This is a genomic window from Okeania sp. SIO2C2, from assembly GCF_010692625.1.
GTDB lineage: Bacteria > Cyanobacteriota > Cyanobacteriia > Cyanobacteriales > Microcoleaceae > Okeania > Okeania hirsuta.
Genome location: NZ_JAAHGM010000050.1, coordinates 25748 through 46104, shown reverse-complemented (window position 1 = coordinate 46104; position 20357 = coordinate 25748). Strand labels below are relative to the sequence as shown.

12 protein-coding genes are annotated in these 20357 nt (G+C 39.5%); 4 read left to right on the top strand and 8 right to left on the bottom strand.

Going from position 1 to position 20357, the window contains the following annotated elements:
* Positions 1 to 176 precede the first annotated feature (176 nt).
* Positions 177 to 1523, top strand: coding sequence for a nitrate/nitrite transporter (locus F6K18_RS27470; protein ID WP_287525516.1), 1347 nt, complete (start codon positions 177 to 179; stop codon positions 1521 to 1523).
* A 167-nt stretch (positions 1524 to 1690) separates the two neighbouring features.
* Here the strand turns inward: F6K18_RS27470 and F6K18_RS27465 are convergent, their stop codons facing one another.
* Together F6K18_RS27465 and F6K18_RS27460 are read right to left on the bottom strand one after the other, a co-directional pair.
* Positions 1691 to 2437, bottom strand: a complete 747-nt coding sequence (locus F6K18_RS27465) for a M15 family metallopeptidase (RefSeq protein WP_287525514.1) — start codon at positions 2435 to 2437, stop codon at positions 1691 to 1693.
* 34 nt (positions 2438 to 2471) lie between these two features.
* Positions 2472 to 4712, bottom strand: coding sequence for an IMS domain-containing protein (locus tag F6K18_RS27460; protein ID WP_287525512.1), 2241 nt, complete (start codon positions 4710 to 4712; stop codon positions 2472 to 2474).
* 161 nt (positions 4713 to 4873) lie between these two features.
* Here F6K18_RS27460 and F6K18_RS27455 point away from each other — a divergent pair, with 161 nt between their 5' ends.
* Both F6K18_RS27455 and F6K18_RS27450 read left to right on the top strand, forming a co-directional pair.
* Positions 4874 to 6850 carry a hypothetical protein gene (locus F6K18_RS27455; protein WP_287525511.1) on the top strand — a complete coding sequence of 659 codons (1977 nt, stop codon included), beginning with the start codon at positions 4874 to 4876 and terminating at the stop codon, positions 6848 to 6850.
* A 26-nt stretch (positions 6851 to 6876) separates the two neighbouring features.
* On the top strand, positions 6877 to 7266 hold the full coding sequence (locus F6K18_RS27450; protein WP_287525509.1) for a hypothetical protein: 390 nt from the start codon (positions 6877 to 6879) through the stop codon (positions 7264 to 7266).
* Positions 7267 to 7650: 384 nt separating this feature from the next.
* Here F6K18_RS27450 and F6K18_RS27445 read toward each other — a convergent pair whose 3' ends face one another.
* From F6K18_RS27445 to F6K18_RS27430, 4 genes are all read right to left on the bottom strand, one after another.
* Complete coding sequence (locus F6K18_RS27445; protein ID WP_287525507.1) at positions 7651 to 8877, bottom strand: DUF1501 domain-containing protein; 1227 nt, start codon at positions 8875 to 8877, stop codon at positions 7651 to 7653.
* A 645-nt stretch (positions 8878 to 9522) separates the two neighbouring features.
* Positions 9523 to 11004: a DUF1800 domain-containing protein gene (locus F6K18_RS27440; protein WP_287525505.1), complete on the bottom strand. Its 1482-nt coding sequence runs from the start codon at positions 11002 to 11004 to the stop codon at positions 9523 to 9525.
* A gap of 543 nt (positions 11005 to 11547) precedes the next feature.
* Positions 11548 to 13281, bottom strand: coding sequence for a trypsin-like peptidase domain-containing protein (locus F6K18_RS27435; RefSeq protein WP_287525503.1), 1734 nt, complete (start codon positions 13279 to 13281; stop codon positions 11548 to 11550).
* 702 nt (positions 13282 to 13983) lie between these two features.
* Positions 13984 to 14106, bottom strand: a complete 123-nt coding sequence (locus tag F6K18_RS27430) for a hypothetical protein (protein ID WP_287279125.1) — start codon at positions 14104 to 14106, stop codon at positions 13984 to 13986.
* Positions 14107 to 15495: 1389 nt separating this feature from the next.
* Between F6K18_RS27430 and F6K18_RS27425 the strand changes: the two genes are divergently transcribed.
* Positions 15496 to 15633, top strand: a complete 138-nt coding sequence (locus tag F6K18_RS27425; protein ID WP_287525502.1) for a hypothetical protein — start codon at positions 15496 to 15498, stop codon at positions 15631 to 15633.
* A gap of 379 nt (positions 15634 to 16012) precedes the next feature.
* On the opposite strand, the gene F6K18_RS27420 is transcribed toward F6K18_RS27425, so the two are convergent.
* Both F6K18_RS27420 and F6K18_RS27415 read right to left on the bottom strand, forming a co-directional pair.
* Positions 16013 to 17830, bottom strand: a complete 1818-nt coding sequence (locus F6K18_RS27420; protein ID WP_287525500.1) for a hypothetical protein — start codon at positions 17828 to 17830, stop codon at positions 16013 to 16015.
* 288 nt (positions 17831 to 18118) lie between these two features.
* Positions 18119 to 20314 carry a hypothetical protein gene (locus F6K18_RS27415; protein WP_287525499.1) on the bottom strand — a complete coding sequence of 732 codons (2196 nt, stop codon included), beginning with the start codon at positions 20312 to 20314 and terminating at the stop codon, positions 18119 to 18121.
* Positions 20315 to 20357 lie beyond the last annotated feature (43 nt).

Genomic DNA, 20357 nt, shown 5'->3' with positions numbered 1-20357 from the left:
CTCATTAATTAGCCATAATAAAAATCTTTTCTCCGATCAATTACTCCCTGTTCCCTGTTCCCTGTTCCCTCAATTTTTTATTGTGGTTATTCAAAGAGACATAATATAAGTTCTCAAGAAGACCGACAATAACTTCTCAGAGCTGATATAATTCTGGTTCAACCCAATCTAATATCATGCTTAAAATTACTCCCAAAAATCTGTTACATCCCGACTATCCTTTCGCTCCTAAAAACTTCCCGTTTTTTTATGGTTGGATAATTTTAATTGTTTGCACCATTGGGGTCATAATGAGCATACCTGGTCAAACTATTGGGATGAGTGCTTTCACTGACTATTTACTAGCTGCTACTGGTCTGTCACGGTTACAATTGAGTAATGCTTATTTTTTTGGTACTTTGACCAGTGGTTTACTATTGCCTTATGGCGGAGTATTGCTAGACCGTTTTGGGGCGCGAGTAACTGTTGTTTGTGCATCAGTAGGTTTAGCTTTAACTTTGTGTTATCTCAGTTTTAGCGATCGCCTAGCCACCCTCATCAGTAACGCACTTCCCAAAATTCCCTATTCAACTATAGCGCTATTAATACTGATATTAGGTTTTGTCTGCCTGCGTTTTTCCGGCCAAGGTATGTTAACTATGACCAGTCGTACAACTCTCGGTAAATGGTTTAACCGTCGTCGGGGTTTTGCTTCTGGTATTAATGGTGTATTAATGGCTTTGGGGTTTTCTATTGCACCTTTAGTTTCAAGTTCATTGATTAATACTTTAGGTTGGCGAAATGCTTGGCTAACTATGGCAGCAGTTGTTGGTATTGGTATGGGGTTAATAGGGTGGGCATTTTATCGCGACCTTCCTGAAGAATGCGGTCTATTAATGGATGGAGAGTTGCAAACACCTACGGTTAAACTAGAAAACTCATCTGAAAACAACTTGCAAGATTTTACCCGCGCTGAAGCCGTCGGCACAATTATGTTTTGGGTGGTGACATTAGTATTATCCTCACAGGCTTTGATCTTTACAGGTATTACTTTTCATATCGTTGATATTGGTGCCGAATTTGGATTATCCCAAGTAAAGACAGTGAGTATATTTTTACCGCAGGCAGTTGTATCTACTATTGTTGGTTATTTGATGGGTATGGCTGCAGACAGAGTTAATATCAAATATTTATTCATGGTGATGATGGTTGGTCAGGCAATAGGTGTGACTGCTATTGCTAATTTTGGCGTGCCATTATTTCGGGTATTAACTATTGTGGGGTTTGGCATTAGTACGGGATGTTTTGGTACTTTATCAGCAGTAGCTTTACCGCGTTTTTTTGGTAGAGCTTATTTGGGTTCTATTTCTGGTTTTCAGATGATGATTCTGGTCATAGCTAGTGCCATAGGACCTTCTTTTTTAGCTATATTTAAAGATAAATTAGGTTCTTATCAACCTGGTCTTTATGGTTGTTTGATATTGGTAATTTTGATTTTAATTCTCACTTTTTTTGCACGCCACCCTCGCAAACTTGATAGATGAATTATATCAAGTCCGGTGGAACAGTTGTCATTACGAACGCAGCGATAGCGGAGTGAAGTAATCGCAAAGTACTGTGATTGCTTTCCGTTCCGGAATGCTCCGCAAACGCTTCACTTCACTTCCTTCCGCTCAAAAAGTATCCTCGCTATATTTACCCCAACTTCAAACTATCGAAAGCCATCATACTTGAAAAAACGCCAATGCCAAGGTTCATAACTTACTCCTTGAGAGTTGTTTTCAGGAAATGACATTTCAAAGCCGTATTGGCTTGCATTTTCAATTAGCCACTGAAAAGCTTTAGTTTCTGCAAATTCATAAGTAATATCTTTTTTCGGGAAATTGCCATCAGTTAAGTCTACAGCAAAACCTGTATGATGTTCACTGTATCCTGGTGGTGCAGAAAGTTTTGCTGCTTTTTCTGGGGAACCCTGGCGCTGAATCTGGTATTGGAACAGTTGCTCTTGATCAGCAATTGTCCGAAAGCCTGAAACAGGAACTATCCAGACTCCTTCATCCCTGGCAGCATATATCATTTTCATCAAAGCAAAAGCAGCTTCTGGTGTCAATTTTTCAAATCTTTGATATTCTGCACCTGTGGCATAACTGCTAACAATTACCATTTTTTGCGGGTCTCCTTCCTGGTAGGGAAAATGTCCGAATTTTGGCTTTTTTACTGTTAACACTGATTTTGGCTCAACTGAGGGAGCGATTGCTGGAGATGGTGGAGATGGAGAAACTGTTTTTTCCGGTGCTGGAGAAACAAGAACGGTAGGCGTAACAGAAGGAGAAGGTGTAACGGTTGCTGGTTTTTTAGTTAAAAATTTCACAATTGCATAACCGTTAAGAATTAGTCCCACAACTAATAAAGTGGTGGGAACAAAAAAACGAAAGCTAGTCCAGAAGCTTTTATTCATTGGTTTCCTATAGACTTATTTTTTAACCTGTTCATTAGTCTAGTCTTGTAGTATTTGCTATTTTCCACTTGCCATTGCTAAATTCAAGAGTAAAGCGATATACCCCACGACTAGCACTCGGATCAATACCTCCACCAATGTAGTAAAGCGTTGTAAACTCGTAAACTCGTACATCAATTGCTGCTTGTTTCCCCGATAATTGAAAATTGCCAACAAGCTCAACACTAGGTTTGTCATAAGTGTAATATGCTCGATTTTCATTAAGCCAATCTATAGTTCCCTGAGTTTTGTCATAGTAAGCGCCAACCGTGTACTCTGATAAAAGTTGACTATTAGGAGGATTGCCTAAAACCTCACCTTTAATTTCCAACCAATCACGAACTACCTTAAGGGCAGTCTCGGAGGTTAAAATACTACTATCAGTATTTGAATAACCTATAAGACGAGGTGCATCGTTGACAGATTCAACTGTGATTTCAAAATTTTTCCTGTCTGTTTTACTATCTGAAGCACCAATAGGCCAAATAAATTCTTTCTCGTTAATAGTATCGTTATTACTAAGGTCTTGAGCAAATATTGTTAGGCGATCGCTACCCATAAAGTTTGTATTACTTTCATAAACAATTCCATTATTAGCCTTAAGAGTGTTGTTAACCTGGCTAGGGGTACCACAGAAAGCTACTGTATTATTCTCACTGTATTTAATCCCCCGAAATGATACGCCACCGACTACATTTTCTTTAATAATTATTTTTCCATTGTTAGGAGTAAACTTAAGACAAATGTTATCCCCGTCAGGTTCTTTAACACTAATTCCTTTGATACTAAATTTTTGGTCTTCTTTGGCAATTTGGTTTCCTGGAACAGTAATAACTGGACGTTGATTGTCGGGAGTCACGGTAACTATTCGATTAAGGGTATTACTAATTCCGCCATCTCCGTCAGTAACTTTTATTTCCAAGGTGCGAGTGCCCTTTTTGGGATTATCTGATACATTTTGATAAATAATACTTTTAACTGCAGTTTCAACAGCTTTAACAGTGGCACTAGAATTGAAAACAACTTTCAAAGGCTCAGTGCCAATGCCTCCTGAAAAACTACCAATTGACGTATTTCGGTAAGTAATCTGGTTATTATTTTCCTCTGCAGATTCCGTACTTGGCCTTTTCTGATAAATCAACAAACGATCGTTCTCAGTGCCGCCTTTTACAATTTTTACGGTTAATTCGCCTCCATCAAAATCAGGGGAATCTGAGTCATTAATTTCAATATCGCAAGCGATCGCTATTAACTTTCCTTGGGGACAAGAAAACTTTTCTTGAGTTTCACTAAACCTTAATGGTTCTGATATTGAGGTAGGTTGACTGCTAGGGATACTTGATGAATTGTCGCCAATTAGAACAATTGCTATCAATCCTGTAAAAATCACTAAAACTCCCAATGCACTAGCAACAACACCAGTTATAGATGAAAGGGAACCAGAAGCAGCAATAGGCAAAACAGTATTAAGGGACTGGTGAATACTTTCAGCACTAACGCCATTTGAGTTGGCAGATAACATTTGTTCAAAAACCTTAGCGCGTGAATCGCTAATTTGCTTATTGGTATACCACTCCCAAGTATTATCGTTTTTTCTGAGCAATTCCTCACGCTCCAAACCTGTCATTAACATCAATACTGTTATTGCCAAATCTCGAATATCTTGAAACGGATTAAACTCTACTTCTGTTGTATACTCGCTCTTCTCTCCTAAATTTGCATTAGAGCTAGGTTCTTGTGTGGAATTATCTAAAGCTCCTTTTTTAACAGTTTCCCTTATATCTTGAATCAGCTTAAAATTTACTAAAATAAGTAATCCATCCTCAGTTTTGATCAAATTACTGGGAGAAATGTTACCGTGGCTAAAGCCTTGATTGTGCAAGTCAGAAAGCACTTTTAAAACTTGGTTCATCAACTGAACTGCCTCATATTCACTTAATGTTTGATAGGATGTTCCTTCAACATAAGTTTGTATTATTGATAGTTGCTGCTGGTTGCTATCGAAATAAAAATCTTCAATTTGTTCAATTTGTGGATGTTTTAATCTAGCAAAACTATCTAATTTATGTTGAAACTTTTCCAAGTCTTTACCTGTGAAATCTCTCTTTAAATAGTGTCCATGGTATTGATAATTGTCTCCTACTAGAGAAATAGTTTCCAACGAGTCTTTTTGAATATCCTTAATGAATAAATAACGTTCATCCTGCTTTGAACCCAATTTAACTGTGTCTTGCATAAGCCTCGATTTATGGCACAACTGTGAAAATACTGAAATATATGTATGGCCTTTTTTGTTTCTCGGGAGATTGTCTCTCAGAATATAAGAACATTAAACAGCCTCTATATTTAATGATATACTAAGTATTAATGTATTAATAATCCTTTAGTCGAAGTTGGATGAAGATAAACTTAATTTTAGCTCTTGAAAGAGCGAATTTAACCTGGACTTTGCAACCACAGCGCGCTTGTAAAGTCGGCCATGATTCTGACTGCGATATTATCCTTCCTAGTATTGGTCATGTGCCTACCCTTAATTTAGAATTTAGGTATAACCAATCAACAAAAAAATGGTGTGTAAAAAAGTTGGATGGCTATCAGAATGTTACCGTTAACAATAGTCTGATGGAAGATAAAGAGGTTCCTATTTTGGGGGAAACTCGGATAGAAACTATAGAAGGCCAGGCATTATTGGCTGTACCTAGAGCAGAGACTTACGAAACGGAAAGCTCGCCATCATTCTTGCAAAACTCGACAACAAATTTAATAACATCAACACGGCTATTGTCAGGCTACGTTTACTTAAAAGGAATTTTTAGTAGTTTTGAGCTACTGGATTACTTACGAGTTGACCCCTACAAAGCGAAAATTCCGGCTTCTAGTCTTAACCTGGATGAAATTGCAGGTCACGCTGCTCGCTCGGCTTTAATTACAGTATTGTTTGCAATTTCAGCCTTAACTGTATTATGTGTGCAGACTTTAATAATAATCGAAACTGGTTTTTCAATCTGGGTTTTTCTGCTTGGCATTGTTGGGGGACTATTAGTAGGATTCGAGCTAGTTTATTTGCGATGGTTCATGGCCAGACAATTCATCAAAAAGAATTATACGCAAAATTATCAAGTTAGCTTCTTCAAATTTCTCGAACCATTAGTAAATAACTTTCGACAGCTAGTAATGCAGGTAGAGCAACGTCAAAATGTTATTGTTTTTGGTGGTAACTATCCCTTTACTGGTTATGGCGAGTTGATTCCAAAATCTAGTTGGACTGTACCAATAGACAGATTAGCAGAAGATTCAAATAGCAAAGTTGATATTCCTATTTCTGAATTTTATAAATCTGTTGATGCTGACATTGCTCAAAAACAACTACCAAAACTACAAAAGTATTCCTACTTATTTATTGATGGTTTCGAGCTAAAAGACAGTCAGTTTTTGGCCGTTCCTACTACTCAGCCAGGAGTAACTTACTTAGAAGACCCGCTCTTAAATCAAGAGCATAATAAAGTAGGAAGTCTCAAGCGAGCTTATCGAGTTTATCAATACACTGATACGGAACGTGATTATGTTCTCACCCACTTTTTGCGATTTTTAAATGCTGGTTCGATTACTTTTGTTGAGTCTTCTGCTTACATTTTGACAGGTATAGACCGCAAGCGCTTTAGCTTAGTTTCCACCCTTCAAGATACTAATTTTTTAAGGTTAATTAAAGCTCTGATTATTGGTATAATTATTGGTATAGTTCCAGGTGGCTCATACTTCACTGGCTTAATAGCTGTTGTTCATATTGGCGTTTTTATCTATAAAATCACTTCCTGGCAGTTGAATAATTTCCGACAAAAAAGAGCTGCAGAGTTTGGAGAGGAGTACAATTATGGTGTTGATAAGACTTTACGAGAGTATGTTGCAGAGCCTTTATTCTTTGAAAGAAAAGAGAAAGAGAAAGGGTCAAATTTTACAATAAGACAAATAGTTTTCAACCCACGGCTTTACAACCCCATAGGCATTGTTATAATAGTTATTGCAGTTTTGTTATGGTTCTTTGTTTGGATACCACTTTTGTTGGCTGCTTTTGTCAACATAGGTTTGAACGCCTTTCTCAGAGTTGATAGATATCTTAAAATAAATTTTGACTATTATGGTGCTCAGGATACATTACTTTATTGGAAAACTATTCAAACTAGCATTTTTAATAGTACCATTAAGACATTAAAAGATTGGGGAGTTGATACATCAGAGTTTGAATTTTTCAAGCAGGTTATCAATAATGGGATAACAATTGATGCTAATAACATTACGAATAGTGGTCAAATGGTAATTGGTATTGATACACAAACTACCCTTAATCAGCCTGTAAACAAACCTTCTAACAAATAAACTAACTAAAAAGGAGAAATGATAGAATGAGCGAAACTAACAGTGTTTCTATCAAGGGCAATATTTCAAACAACAATGGTCAAATGGTTACCGGTATTAAAAATCAGGTAACAACTCAGTCACTAGACTCCTCAGAAGCAGAGAAACTAGGAATTGAGGAGTTGTTGACCCAGTTAAAAGAGGCGATCGCTTCCGAGTCAAATTTAAAGGAAGATGATAAGGAAACTGCACTAGAAGAAATAGAAAATCTGAATCAAGCTGCCAATAATCCAGGGGATGGGGGCATGAAAAAAATGGCCAAACGTGCGATACAGATGCTTACAGGTGTATTCGCGGGACTGCCTGCCGCCGCTAAACTCGCAGAAATAGCGAATAAAACTTTGCCTGCTTTGGGCAGCAAGTTTGGATTGGAATAGTAATATCAAATTAAGGATACTAAAGCTACTAGATAGAAATATTTAGGATAGGCGGTGCGTTACATTTTATTAACGCACCCTACTTGACTAAATCAAGAGGGCGAATGCCATTCGCCCCTACAGGTTTTTGGTTATGACGTGAGGTCATCAACATAAAAAGCGCTGTAAATATATTAACTGATTTTTATGAAGCACAGCAGTGGGAGCATCTTGCTCCCGTGCTAGATATTCCTTTTTCCTGTAAACCATTACGCAAGTAGGACAACCATATAATCAGGACTTACGCAAATTCACCTTGAAAATGTCATATGTAGGGGCGAATGGCATTCGCCCTCAGAAGAAGAATTAATACTCTCACCGCCAAATCATCAACTATTATTTACTTCACAATAAAGCCAAACGCCGCTCAGAAGAATAACCAGAAAAAATCCGTGCTATTTGCGATCGCTCAATCTCAAGATGCTGTTCTAAAACACTAGAAATCACATTCCGGAAGTCAGTTGTCACCGCTAGATCCCGTCCCTCAAACAATTCTGACTCATCCAAACCAGGCCATTGTCCGTAAATCTGACCACCACGCACGCCACCACCTAAGACCCACATTACATTACCATGACCATGATCGGTGCCACCATTACCATTTTCTTTCACCGTGCGACCAAATTCTGACATTACTAAAATTACGGTATCTGAGTAAAGGGGACCCAACTCCTGAACTAGAGTAACTAAACCTTCCCCAAGAGGTTTCAATCGTCTTGCTAAAGCACCTTGACTGCTTCCTTGGTTAACATGAGTATCCCAATTACCGAGAGCGAGAAACCCTAATTGTGTTTTGGAATCACCAACCATAATTTGAGCTAAATTTTTGGCATCACCAGCAAAACCCTTGGGAGGTGGCGCTCCTGCTGAAGCTGCTTCCATTTCTTGCTCTAAGTCAGCTAATAGTAAATCTCTTGCTTGGCGACCTTCTTGGTAAACTCTACTAAGTTCGTCATTGCTGCTGTAAAGGCGATCGAATGCTTCATAAATTTTAGGGCGGTCTATGGGTAAACTACGGGTTGATTTTCTCCCGGTGGGAAGACTAGCAACTGGCATTGCACCCATGAGAATGCGAGGTGGTGTATCTCCTAAGTTTACAGCTTGAGTAGGTTGATCTTTTGGGAGATTTGCTAACAAACGATTCATCCATCCATCGGGTATTTTTTTATTACCTGGAATACCTGTTTCCATATAATATTGAGCATCAAAATGGGAGCGAGTATCGTTGTTTGAACCGCAGGCGTGAATAAATGCTAAACTGCGATTTTGCCAGAGAGGTATGATACTTGCTAGAGCAGGATGTAAGCAAAATTGGCCGTCTAAGTCGATCGCTCCTTCTGCTTCTCCTGGAGCAGGAATTGCTATTTTTGGTCGTGCATCGTAATAATTGTATTCTTGGTGGGGAATAACTACATTTAATCCATCGACTCCTCCTCGGAGAAAAATAACTATTAATCGTTTACGGTTGTTGGTTTGAGCTAATCCTTTTGCTACCCAACCATGACTACCAACAGATATTATTCCTGAAGCTGATAGTAAGCTAGCAAATTGTAAAAAATTACGTCTTTTCATATTATATTAAATCCGGTTAAACAGTTATAGAATGGTTAAGTCTTTAGGAGTCAGGAGGACCGAGTCAGGATTAGAGAGAATAACTTTGATGAGCGTAGTTATGACGATTGGAAAATTTTTTTATGTCCAATAAAACTGATTTGATATTACCTCTAATATTAAATCCAGTTGAATACTTATTATACCAATTCCCGAAAGTAATGCTATACTTCAGTTCTACTTCAACAGTCAAATATTTACCAAGATTCAAAGTCTTTTTTTGACAATTATTAGTCGGTTAGTATAGATTTTTCCTACTTTCAACCCTCCCCCACCTCCCACACTTCCCACACTTCCCCACCCAATCATACATAGCATTCTTGCGTGAGAAATGGTATTATATAGCTGGGAGTAGAGGTGGGTCCTCACCCTGCAATACTTCTAAAACTTATGGGAAGGGATAGATTTCCTACTCCCTACTTTTAGAAGAGATGTCTAATATCATGTCTGGATAAGAGCGCGATAGAACTCCGTGACCTTTACGCTACCAAAAAACTTTATCCTTCTACTCAGGGTTTCTTATTCTTTCTTTCCTCCTGACTCGGTCCTCCTGACTCCTGACTCCTCAAGAATTAAGATTCATATCATACCCTAATTTACCAACGCCTATTTTTCCATCATTTCTGGACTACCTAACATTAAAGCTGCTTGTAAATCATTTGGGCTATTTTTGATTATTGCTTGAGTTTGGGCAGAAAAATTATTTCCTAAAGTTGCCCTAAGTTGCCGATGATTTATCCGTCTTGGTTCCCCTTGGTTTAACTGACCACGAGATATAATTGTCGCAAAGCTAATTCGACGCATCATGGCATCGGAATTTAACCATGCTTCTTTAGTGTTTTTATAGCCGTCAGGAGTTTTACAAGCATAAAGCTTCATTCCTAATTGTTCTAAAATTCGTTTAATTCTCCCCCATCTTGGTTTGTCAGTATTGGTTGCTCTAGCAGCAGAAACAATATATTGATAAGGGGTTTTAAATTTGCTCCTATAATATTTTTCATTCCAGAATTCAGGACTATTAAATAAAGTTTCTAATACAGAACGAATGTTGCCGTTGGTTTCTTGAAATCTTTTAGCTAGTTTATTAACTAAGCTACCGGGAGGTCGATCGGCAACAAAATATTGAGCTAATTTATAACTAATAAAACGGGCAGTAGATGGATTACTTGCGAGAATATCTAAGGCTTTTTCTCCTTCTTCTATTCCACCTGCTTTAATGGGTATTCCTAAAAATATTTTATCGCTATTATCATGGCGTTCTGGAAAAAATTTAAACCCACTCCCATCTCCACCACGACGTTGTATTCCCCAACCTGTAAAAATTCTTGCTAAAGTTATTATATCTTGTTGTGTATACCCTCCATTAACTCCTATAGTATGAAGCTCCATAAGTTCGCGGGCATAGTTTTCATTTAAGCCTTTAAATCTGCCACGGGCACCTTTACTACCAGGAGCAGTATTTAGCCAATTATCTAAATAGAATAACATGGCTGGATGATAGGCTGTTGCTCCTAATAAATTACGAAAATTACCAAGTGCGTAAGGTCGAATAGCGTCTCTTTCGTAAGTGCCAACTAAGAGGCGAGTTAAATTACCTTTATCTACAGAAATATTGAAGTGGTTAAACCAAAAATCTACCATTACTTCTTGTAGTTGTTTGTTACTAAATATTGCTTGAAGTAAACGTGTATCTTCTGATTCTTGTAAAACTTTTCTGATACTTTTGTTCATTTCTCTTCGTTGTTTTTGAGTAAAGTCTTTAGCTCCTTTTTTTAGTGGAGGGACAGTTTTTTTATATAATTCTGTTGGAGCTAAGTTAAAGTTAGGAAACTTAGCCATTTTTTGCATGATTTTTGAAGATTCTCTAATAGTTTCTGGTCTCAGTTGAGACTGAATATAATTATTAATTCCCATTGATTTAACTCGTTCTATATCTCCTGGTCTAGGACCAAAACTTAGACGATTCAAAACATGGATAGTTTGGGCATTAATAGATTGACTATCAGCATAGCTAGGATTTGGTAATCCTAACCAGATAATTAAGCTAAATAGCAGAGATACAATCCAGTAACTAGAGACTTTTTTCATTTTACTTCTCCATAAAAGAGGGAGTAGGGAGTATGGAGTCGGGGGAAATAATTGAGAATTTATGTGGAATAATTGATTTTATTTTTTATTATGGGAGATGTCTATTAGACTTCTTGCAGAAGTCAGGGAATAGGGAATAGGCAATAGAGAACAGTAGGAAAAATATTTCCCTGTCTAAAGATTATTATCAGTCTATTTCCGTGCCCTATCTGTATATTGTTTTATATATATTTGTATGGGAGTCTTATTCTGAAAGTTTTTGATTTTAGTAAACGTTATTTACAGCAACATAATATATCAATAATCATAACTTAAATATTTTAATTTTACCACTACAAAATTTCTCTGTAAAAATCAGGAATTATCTTATCTTCTCTAAGTACCTAAACTTGATTTGGGTACATCTCATATTTGCAAAAATATTTTTTTTCTTATTCCCTATTCCCTATTCCCTGTTCCCTGTTCCCTGTTCCCTGTTCCCTAAAAGGGATAAATTTTTGGCTTTATTCAAAATTGAGATGCACCCCTTGATTTTTACTGAAATTAAGGAACTTTCCAAATATTAATCTTCCGGTCCCAACCACCGCTAATTATTGTTTGACCATCAGGACTAATTGCTACTGTACTAATATAACTGGTGTGTCCGTTTAAACTACCTTTTAATTTACCTGTACTCAGTTCCCAAAACTTGATGGTTTTATCCCAACTGCTACTAATTAAAGTTTTACCATTAGGAGTAATAACGATTGACCATACTCCATCTATATGTTCTTTTAAACTATGAATTAATTCATCTGTCTGCAAGTTCCAAATGTTAATCGTGCCATCACTACTACTACTAGCTAATATCTGACTATCAGGACTGAAAACTACAGACAAAATTGATAGAGAATTAGTATTTATATTACGGATTAGTTGACCTGTTTTTAGGTTCCACAATTTAATCATATTATCTTTACTACCACTAGCTAGAAATTGACCGTCAGGACTAATGGCGATCGCATTGATAATCTCATAATGTCCTTCTAGGGTTCGGATCGACTCTCCAGTACTTAAATTCCAAATTTTAATAGTTTGATCCCAACTCCCGCTTACCAACATTTCACCGTCAGGAGCGATCGCTACTGCATCTACCACATCGTTATGTCCAGTGAGAGTCTGCACCAGAGTAATATCAGTGACATTTTTATTTTTGGGTAGTTTCCAAATTTTGATAGTTTTGTCATCACTACCACTGATAACTAACTCTTCATTGGGAGATACTGCCACTGAATTTATTGATTCTTTGTGAGCTTTCCAAATAGCTATGACTTCGCCATTCTGAATATCTCTGACTGAAATCATCCCGTTACTACTACCACTGATGATATGGGAATTTAAAGCAACTACAGAATTCACTATTCCACCTACTTCATTAGAAATTGCCTTTGCTAGAGTAAAATTTACAGGAGTTTCTGTGCCATTTTTTTTTGTCGAGATAGTTGTAGAAACAGGTTTTGTTGCTTCTGTTGGAGTAGTTGTAGTTTGAGTGGTCTGGGGTTGTTGAGAAATGGTTGGCAACGAAACCTGTTGTCGCCACTGCCAAAAAGTATTAATTTCTATTCCTCCAGAAACAATCGCATCAGAATTTTCTTGCAACTTGACAATACCGTTAATAGCGACTAGATGACCTTCTGTATCTAGCACTGGTCCCCCACTCATCCCCGCTCTGACTAAATTATCATAAAGTAAACTATAACCACCGATAGGTTGCTGACGCCCTTTGACTACCCCTGGTGTACTCAGAAAAATTCGTTGTTGGAGGTTACTCCCAGAACGTGGCCATCCCCCCACAAAAACTGCTTTTCCCTGAACTAACTGAGTTGGGTCGCCTGTTTCGGCAACGGGGTAATTTTGAGAACTGGTAAATGGCACAACGGCTAAATCTACGTCTGGTACTTGTTTAATGAGACTATAGTAAACTGGATGCATTTCTCCATCGGGTGTGCGTACTTGGTAATCTCCTACTTTATTGACAACGTGCCAGTTGGTGAGTACATAATATGTATCTCCTTGTTTTTCGACAATTACACCTGAACCACCTCTGTTTTGTCCATCAATTCTAACTGTAATTTCTCCTGCTATTTTGTTGATTTCTGATTCTGTTAAGCTAAGAGCAACTTCTGATGCTATTAGTGGCATTAGGGTAGTGATACTAATAATTAAGTTTCTGATATTAATAGTCTTTAGAGGTAAAATACTAATAATAATTATGGTGATGATTTTCTGAAAGTTCATTTTTTTATTTGTCAGCAACAGTTTTTTGATTTAGATGTTTAACTTCCCTGGCGGGAAGTCCCGCGCTCTCCCGTTGGCGGAGCAAGTGCAGCAGCTATTAGGGGAGCGGAGGGATGGGAAAGCCTGGGCCAATAGTCGGATACCTCCACAAATAAAACCTTCCTATACCCTTGACAAGCTAGGAGGTATGCATGTTATCATCAAGGTCAACACAGGGGGAGGACATCACCTCTGTCAAAACAGCTGTCATTTTTTTCATGACTGAAGAATCCCGCGTTGTCGCGCTATGCGCAACGTCGGGAGTATGTCAATCAAATACTTTACTTCCCAACCGAAGCAGATATTTTACGCCTAATTATGAATATTATTTACAGAACCCATTTGAGATCTATTTAAAAAGAGATGGGAAGATGGGAATCTGGGGAGTTGGGGAGTATTTTTAAACCTTTTTGGCGTTGGTAAATTACAGGATGAAATTTGTAGGGGCAATCCCCCAATGATTAACCAGGGTAGATTACAGAGCGCTACGCCAAAATATAGCGCTGTGCGCAGGCAACAGGCAACACTTAACTGGGAACAGGGGGAATAAATTGCCGTTTGCGCAAGCATTCCGTAGGAATCATATAAGACTTCTAGCTCTTTTGCCCCTACTACAATTTGTAAATATACCAGCGCTCATTGCTATATAAATCATCCCATAAATTACCAACGCCACCTTTTTCCCTTATGCCTTCCCTCTAACTCCTGACTCCTGACCCATGACTCCTGACTCCTGACAAAAAACTCAATCGCCGACAAAGATACGATCAGGGGTTCTATAGACATTAGAGTTGTCGCTAAATAAAGGAAAAAAATCACTCTAACCTAGACAGAGCAATAATTCCCAGCATTTTTACCATCCAATAGCTACAATCCTTACAGAACAAGGTTTTTGGGATTTTTTTTAAGTTATAAAGCGACAAGTCTATTATATCATGTATCTATAGTAATAGACATCTCCTCCAAAAGAGGGAGTAGGCAGCTTTGCTGTAGGCAGTGGGGAACCCACCTTTAACCCCTCCCAGGAGGGGAAATAATTGATATATCTAGTGTGAGAATTGATTTGATTTTTGATTTTTACCAGATGTCTAATAGACAGGTAGGTTAGGACATAGAGTGATGATCAAACTCAGACAGGGGAATGTGGCGTTGCTGAAGCGCGTATATGATTTAATTTTAATTACTTAGGAGTCAGGAGGACTGAGTCAGAAGTCAGGAGAAAGAAAGTGCTTTTCGGTCAATTAAGTAAAGACAATATCTAATTTTGCCATCTTTGAATGACTCTTAATTTACCTAAATTACTTATTTCATACCTCAAATCACCAACGCCGGAAATGTTTTTCCCACTGTTCCCAGATCCTGTGTTCCCTCACACCGAGTGCGCATTCCCTCTCTTGTCAGCATTCCCATGGCGTTTGCGCTTTGCACAACTACATTTTATATGTTGCGGAGCAAAACGCCTGGTTCCAACCGCTTGCGTCTGTCGCACCCTGCGGGGTTACACCCCTGTTCCCTGCTATATATCTAACCTCCACCATTTATTGTTCCTTCAAGCATTTTCTTGTTTTTTCAAATTTAGGCATTGCTGAATTAAGGTATGAAAGTAGGTTTATAGAACCCATTTGAGATCTATATAATTATGGTGTAAGAGTCTTTTCGCGCATCAATTTTGAGGAAAAATCATATGAAGGAGTGTTGAATTTTTTGTATGATCTCTCCCCACATCTTCCCTCCTGTCTCCAGTATAGCTGTCTCCTGTCTCCTAGCTAAAAAAACTTGATATTTATGAAGATACGCTTAGGGGTTCTATAGGGAACAGGGAACACTTAACTGGGAACAGGGAACAGTTAATATTAACAAGTAGTTCAAACCATCCAAAATAAAAAATCCCAAATACAAAATTATCAAATCATACCCACCAGTCAGCAACGCCCAAATTTAAAATCTAGATGCAGTTAGTTAATTACTAATAGTTCAATCGCAATTTTTGTGTACCATAAATTTGGTGGCGCAGTATTACATTCGTCAATCCAAACTAAGGCAAAAATGGTATATATAACTTAAATAGTAGTATCATCAAAGTTCATTTTATTAGGCTCAATCAAAATATTACTAAACTATTGGACTGATAACAACAATCAAATAGTTTTCAGACCTTTACTATTTGCCAAAAAAATGCTATCTCCTCTTATCCCCAAAGCTACTAATTTAATTAGGAGACAGGAGACAGGAGACAGGAGACAGGAGAAATGGATCGGGAGCGAGGAAGTAGGAGTAAGAATTGTAAGAATGATTTTTCTACCCAAATCTTGAGCAAAGTCCGCTTCTAATTGAACCATTACCACTTAAAACCTAGCACTTTTTGATACTTAAAAAGGCTAAAACTTTTATCTATAAAGACTTTTAGATTTATCATTTTCTTTGTGGGTTTAATACCCCACCGTCAACGGGGGTGTTCACGCATTACTTGGGGGAGCGAATCCCCATGTATAGCAATGAGCGCTGGTATATTTACAAATTGTAGTAGGGGCAAAAGAGCTAGAAGTCTTATATGATTCCTACGGAATGCTTGCGCAAACGGCAATTTATTCCCTCTGTTCCCAGTTAAGTGTTGCCTGTTCCCTGCGCACAGCGCTATATATTTTTATACTACATTTTGTGATGCGGAATGTGGGCTAAAATGACCCCCAACCTAGACTATCAACTCCCTGTAGCCGTCCACGGCCTCTTTCACGTCGGCGTTGACAGCAATGGGTTCCTCCTCCTGCGGCAGTTCGACTTCATTTGACTCGCCCGCCAGAAGTAGAAGAGCCTCTCGCAGAATATACGCAGCCCGGAGAAAGACACTGGCGTCTTCTGGTGGCAGGCGTCGAGCCTGCTTGATGTTGCGATCGAGGGCGGCAATACTATTGCGAATCTGTTCTGGCGACAATTTCTCCGGCTTCGTCAGCACTTGATTGAGATCCTGGTCGTCCGGGGCGGCGTCTAGGTTCCCCTGGACTGTGCTTTCGGCTTCTTTATAGTCCTGGATAGCCTGGTTAAAATTGGCGCGGGTTTCTGTATCCACCTCCTGGTTATCTGCCGCCAGTTTCTCTTTGAGAATTTCCTCAAGACGCTCCTGACCCTCGTAACGCAGTTTCGGATCGACTCCACCCAGTTCGTATAAGGCCATGAGCAGGGTATAAAGAGCGCGCTGGAAGGTGCTCGCGTTTTCGGGCAGGAGCACTTTTGCTTTTTCTATACTGCGCTCGATATCGTCGATCGCTTCTTTTAGTTCCTCAGCGGAAAGTTCCTCTGGTTGTTTCTGTTTCAGCCTGTCGAGTCCGGGATACTCTGAATCTGCGGAGTTCTGTTTCGCGGGGTTGCGGTTCGCGATCTGAGCCTGGGCTTGATTGACATCATCGATCGCCTTGGTGAGATTCTGACTGGTTTGTGGGTCTGGGGGCGCATCGCTGGTTTTTTCGGCGATCGCTTTCTCTAATTCGTCTTTATCCTTAACTGCTAATTCTGGGTCAACACCCCCTAGTTCAAACAGAGCCATCTTGAGGGCAAAAAGCAAGCGCTGGAGCAATCCCGCATCCGCCGGGAGGAGGGCTTTGCCATCTTCGATCGCCTTTTCCACTGCGTCTATTCCTTCCTGAATCTCTGACGCTGACATGTCCTCCGGTTTTTTCTGTTTCAGCTTATTCAAGGCTGGATGGGAAGTATCTGTAGAGGATTCTCCCCTGGCTTCCCGGTTGCGCTGGATTTGGTCTTGGGCTTGGTTTACCCCTTCCACGGCTTGGGCAACTTTTTGTTGTGCAGCAGCATCAGGGGGGGCATCTTTGGTTTTTTCGGCAATTAGTTTCTCCAACTCCTCCTTATCTTTAACGGCGAGTTTGGGATCTACACCCCCTAGTTCAAACAAAGCCATTTTTAGGGCAAAGAGTGCTCGTTGGAGTAGGCTGGCATCTGCTGGGAGGAGGGCTTTGCCTTCTTCTATGGCATTTTCCACTTCCTTAATTCCGTCCCTAATTTCCCCCGGTGTCATCTCTGCTGGTTTTTTCTTGGCAAGATTTCCCGCTTTTGAGGCAGCGCGGGTAGCAGCACCACCAACTCCGGTAGTGGATGACCTATCCTTAACCTGAGCCTTTGCTTTATTGTAATCATCGGTGGCTTTTTTCAGGTCGGCGGTGTTGGTGGAGGTGTCTTTTTGTGCTTTCCCACTCTCACTGTTTGAATCCTTATTCTGTCCGTCGAGTTCCAGCAGCACTTTTTTCAGGAAGTGGGCAGCGCGGAGTAATTTGCTGGCGTCTTTGGGGGGCATGGATTTGGCAGCGTCGATGTCGGCGTTGGTGTTTTCGACGGCTTTGGTGGGATCTGATGGGGAGAGGTTTTTGGGATTTGCTGCTGTTTGATCGGGAGCAGTGTTTTTAGCCCTGGAGGTGGATTGAGGGCTAGAATTGGTGGTTTTTGGGGTAGATTTTTGCTTTTTGAGTTTGGCTTTGAGTTTTTTGGTTAGTGATGCCATGGTTTTGTCCTTATTTAATTGGAATTTGGGTTCAAGTGTATCCAGTCCTTGGGTAAGATTATGTAGGATGTGTTAGCGCGATAGCGTAACGCATCGTTTTACAAGAGGGGCGCATAACGCACTAAAGATTAAGGTGGGGGTGGTGCGTTCGAGACCTTCATCAAATGTCAAGATAGGGCTTGGTAAAGGAACGCACCCTACAAAAGCAGCGATCGCACTAATTTGCTTGGGGGTTTGGTTGTTGCGTAATGCTGTGGAATGGCGTACCCTACAAGATTGGCGCTCGCACTATAAATCATCCTGGTCTATTAATGTCGATAAGGGTGCTCTTGCAAAAGATGGTTGCGATTTTCTTTGGTCTGGCGCAGATGTTGGGCTTTCAGTCCTGGGGACAGGAGGAAGATCAACAGGAGGAGGATCAAATGATGAGGCAAGTTTACCAAAAAATTTGCTTTTTTCTTCTGATGTATTTACAGCTTGGCCGTTCATAAGGCTCATCATAAGTTGATGATAATTATCCCTTATTGGTACTTTCGCGCCTTTTACTCCTCTATTTTCAACCAAAACGCGAACGTCGGTAACTATTCTCTGACCATATTCATTTTCCTGGATTTCCAGAAAGGGGGGCGCAGGATTTTTCGTTACTATCAATAAATCAGTCTCGACACTTTCGTCCGGGCGTCTTCCGGGATATATGGCTCCTTGTTTTAAGTTTCTCAAGTAATTCGATTGCAGTGTCGGAACTTCATCTTGTTCTTCCACCGATTGAACCAGATTTGTCAGTGCTTTCTTGGGCGGAGTTTTAAACACAGCTTGCATTTGATTTTTGCCGGAACCCGCATGTTGGATATCTAGGTTTTTTTTTCCTTCTTGGTTCGTTTCTGCTATAAATTTCAGGAATTCCTGAGATGTTTTTTGCTTGAAATTACTATAACGTGGAAGAAAACTGTTTCTTGTTTCCTGATCCAGTTGTGCAAACCGGGAAACTGGCAGAGTGAGGCTGACCTGGGTATTGGCTTGCACAAAATCATTAAAGTTAATTTGTTTACTTCCCGATATTTGTACTGTTTTCTCACCCTCTCCTAAGAGGGGAGCCAGTGCCGGATTGACCTGCCATTTTTCATTGGAATTTGCGACTGCGCCTAAATTATTTGTTCTATTGCGATTATATTCTGTGATAGCTTCCTGCATGTGCATGGATAAAGCTTTGAGGAATTCTGAGTTCGCCAGATCTTTCGCCGGAAGAGGTTCGATCTGAAGTTCGCCATTAAAACCATTTTCCTGAACTTTTTCCATTCGCATGGAAAATACAGGAACTCTTTTACCCTCATACTCCATTTCGCTTTGAAATAACCAGGTTGTGGGGTTTTCACGTAACCACTGGATTACTTTTTTGCTGTTTCCATCTCCCTTTAATTTAAAATCACCAACGCCTTCTAGCTCGGCGCCGAGCTGAGTAGTGGTTTCTGTAGGCAGCTTCAGATGATTTTCTACAATATCTTTTGCGATTTCATCAGCATTTGATTTTTCGTAGGCGTCTGTACTCAGAAATTTTGGTGCCTTGAGGTCACCGTATCCCATTTTCTTGAGATTCTGTTGAACTTCATTTATTCGTGTTTGTAAATTTTCAATTTCTTTAGCCAGCCTCTCCATGGAAAGAGTCGGAACTTCACGCAAGCGTTTGTATACATAATTCGTGTAATCGGAAGCGAATATTGGCGGAAAGGTACTCGTATTGAGATCACTAATCTGCTCTCTTATCCGATTATTTTGTTGTATTACCTGATATCTTTCTGGATCTTTTTTGGGTATGTTTTGTAACTTATTTGTTAAATCTTGAATTCGTTGCTTTTTGTCTTCTTTCCACTTTTTCTCTAAGTTGGGTTGAATATTTTGACTCAGATTGTTTTGCAGATCTGTCATCATGATTACGTGGTTTTCGAATACTTCCCTAGCGATATCCTGTAGGGATTTTCCCTCAGTCCACTTTTCGGCTATCAAGTTTAAATGCGGATAAACGTCGATTCCGTAACCAGATTGATTAAGGGCTGCCTGTACTTCCTGCCGGCCTTTTTCTGCTCCATTAACCTTTTCGACTATTGTGTTTATTAAGGAATTTTCGTTGCTTCCCTTATTATTGCTAATGTACTGTTTGGTGATAAAATCCTGGTAGAGATTGAGATTATCGGTCTCCTGTAAAAGAGAGTCAAGCTCTATCTTTACTTTGCTGAAGATCTCTTCCGGCAATTTTGGAGATGAACTAATTTCATTCGAAGATTTTTTATCCTCAACATCTTTCGGCTCTTGCCTGTCTTGAGGAGAGGGCTGAACACTGGGAGACTTAGGAGTGCCTGAAACATTCAAACTAGGGTGCGGTGATCTGTGCGAGTGAGAATCAGCTTTCTTTGCATCTCCCCGGCTACCTTTTCCTGCTATCCTGGTCTTCTCTCCTTTATTTGTTCCCTTTCCGGTTATACCCGACATAATTCTACTCCTTCAGTTTACAAAATTCCTAGTCATTCCAATC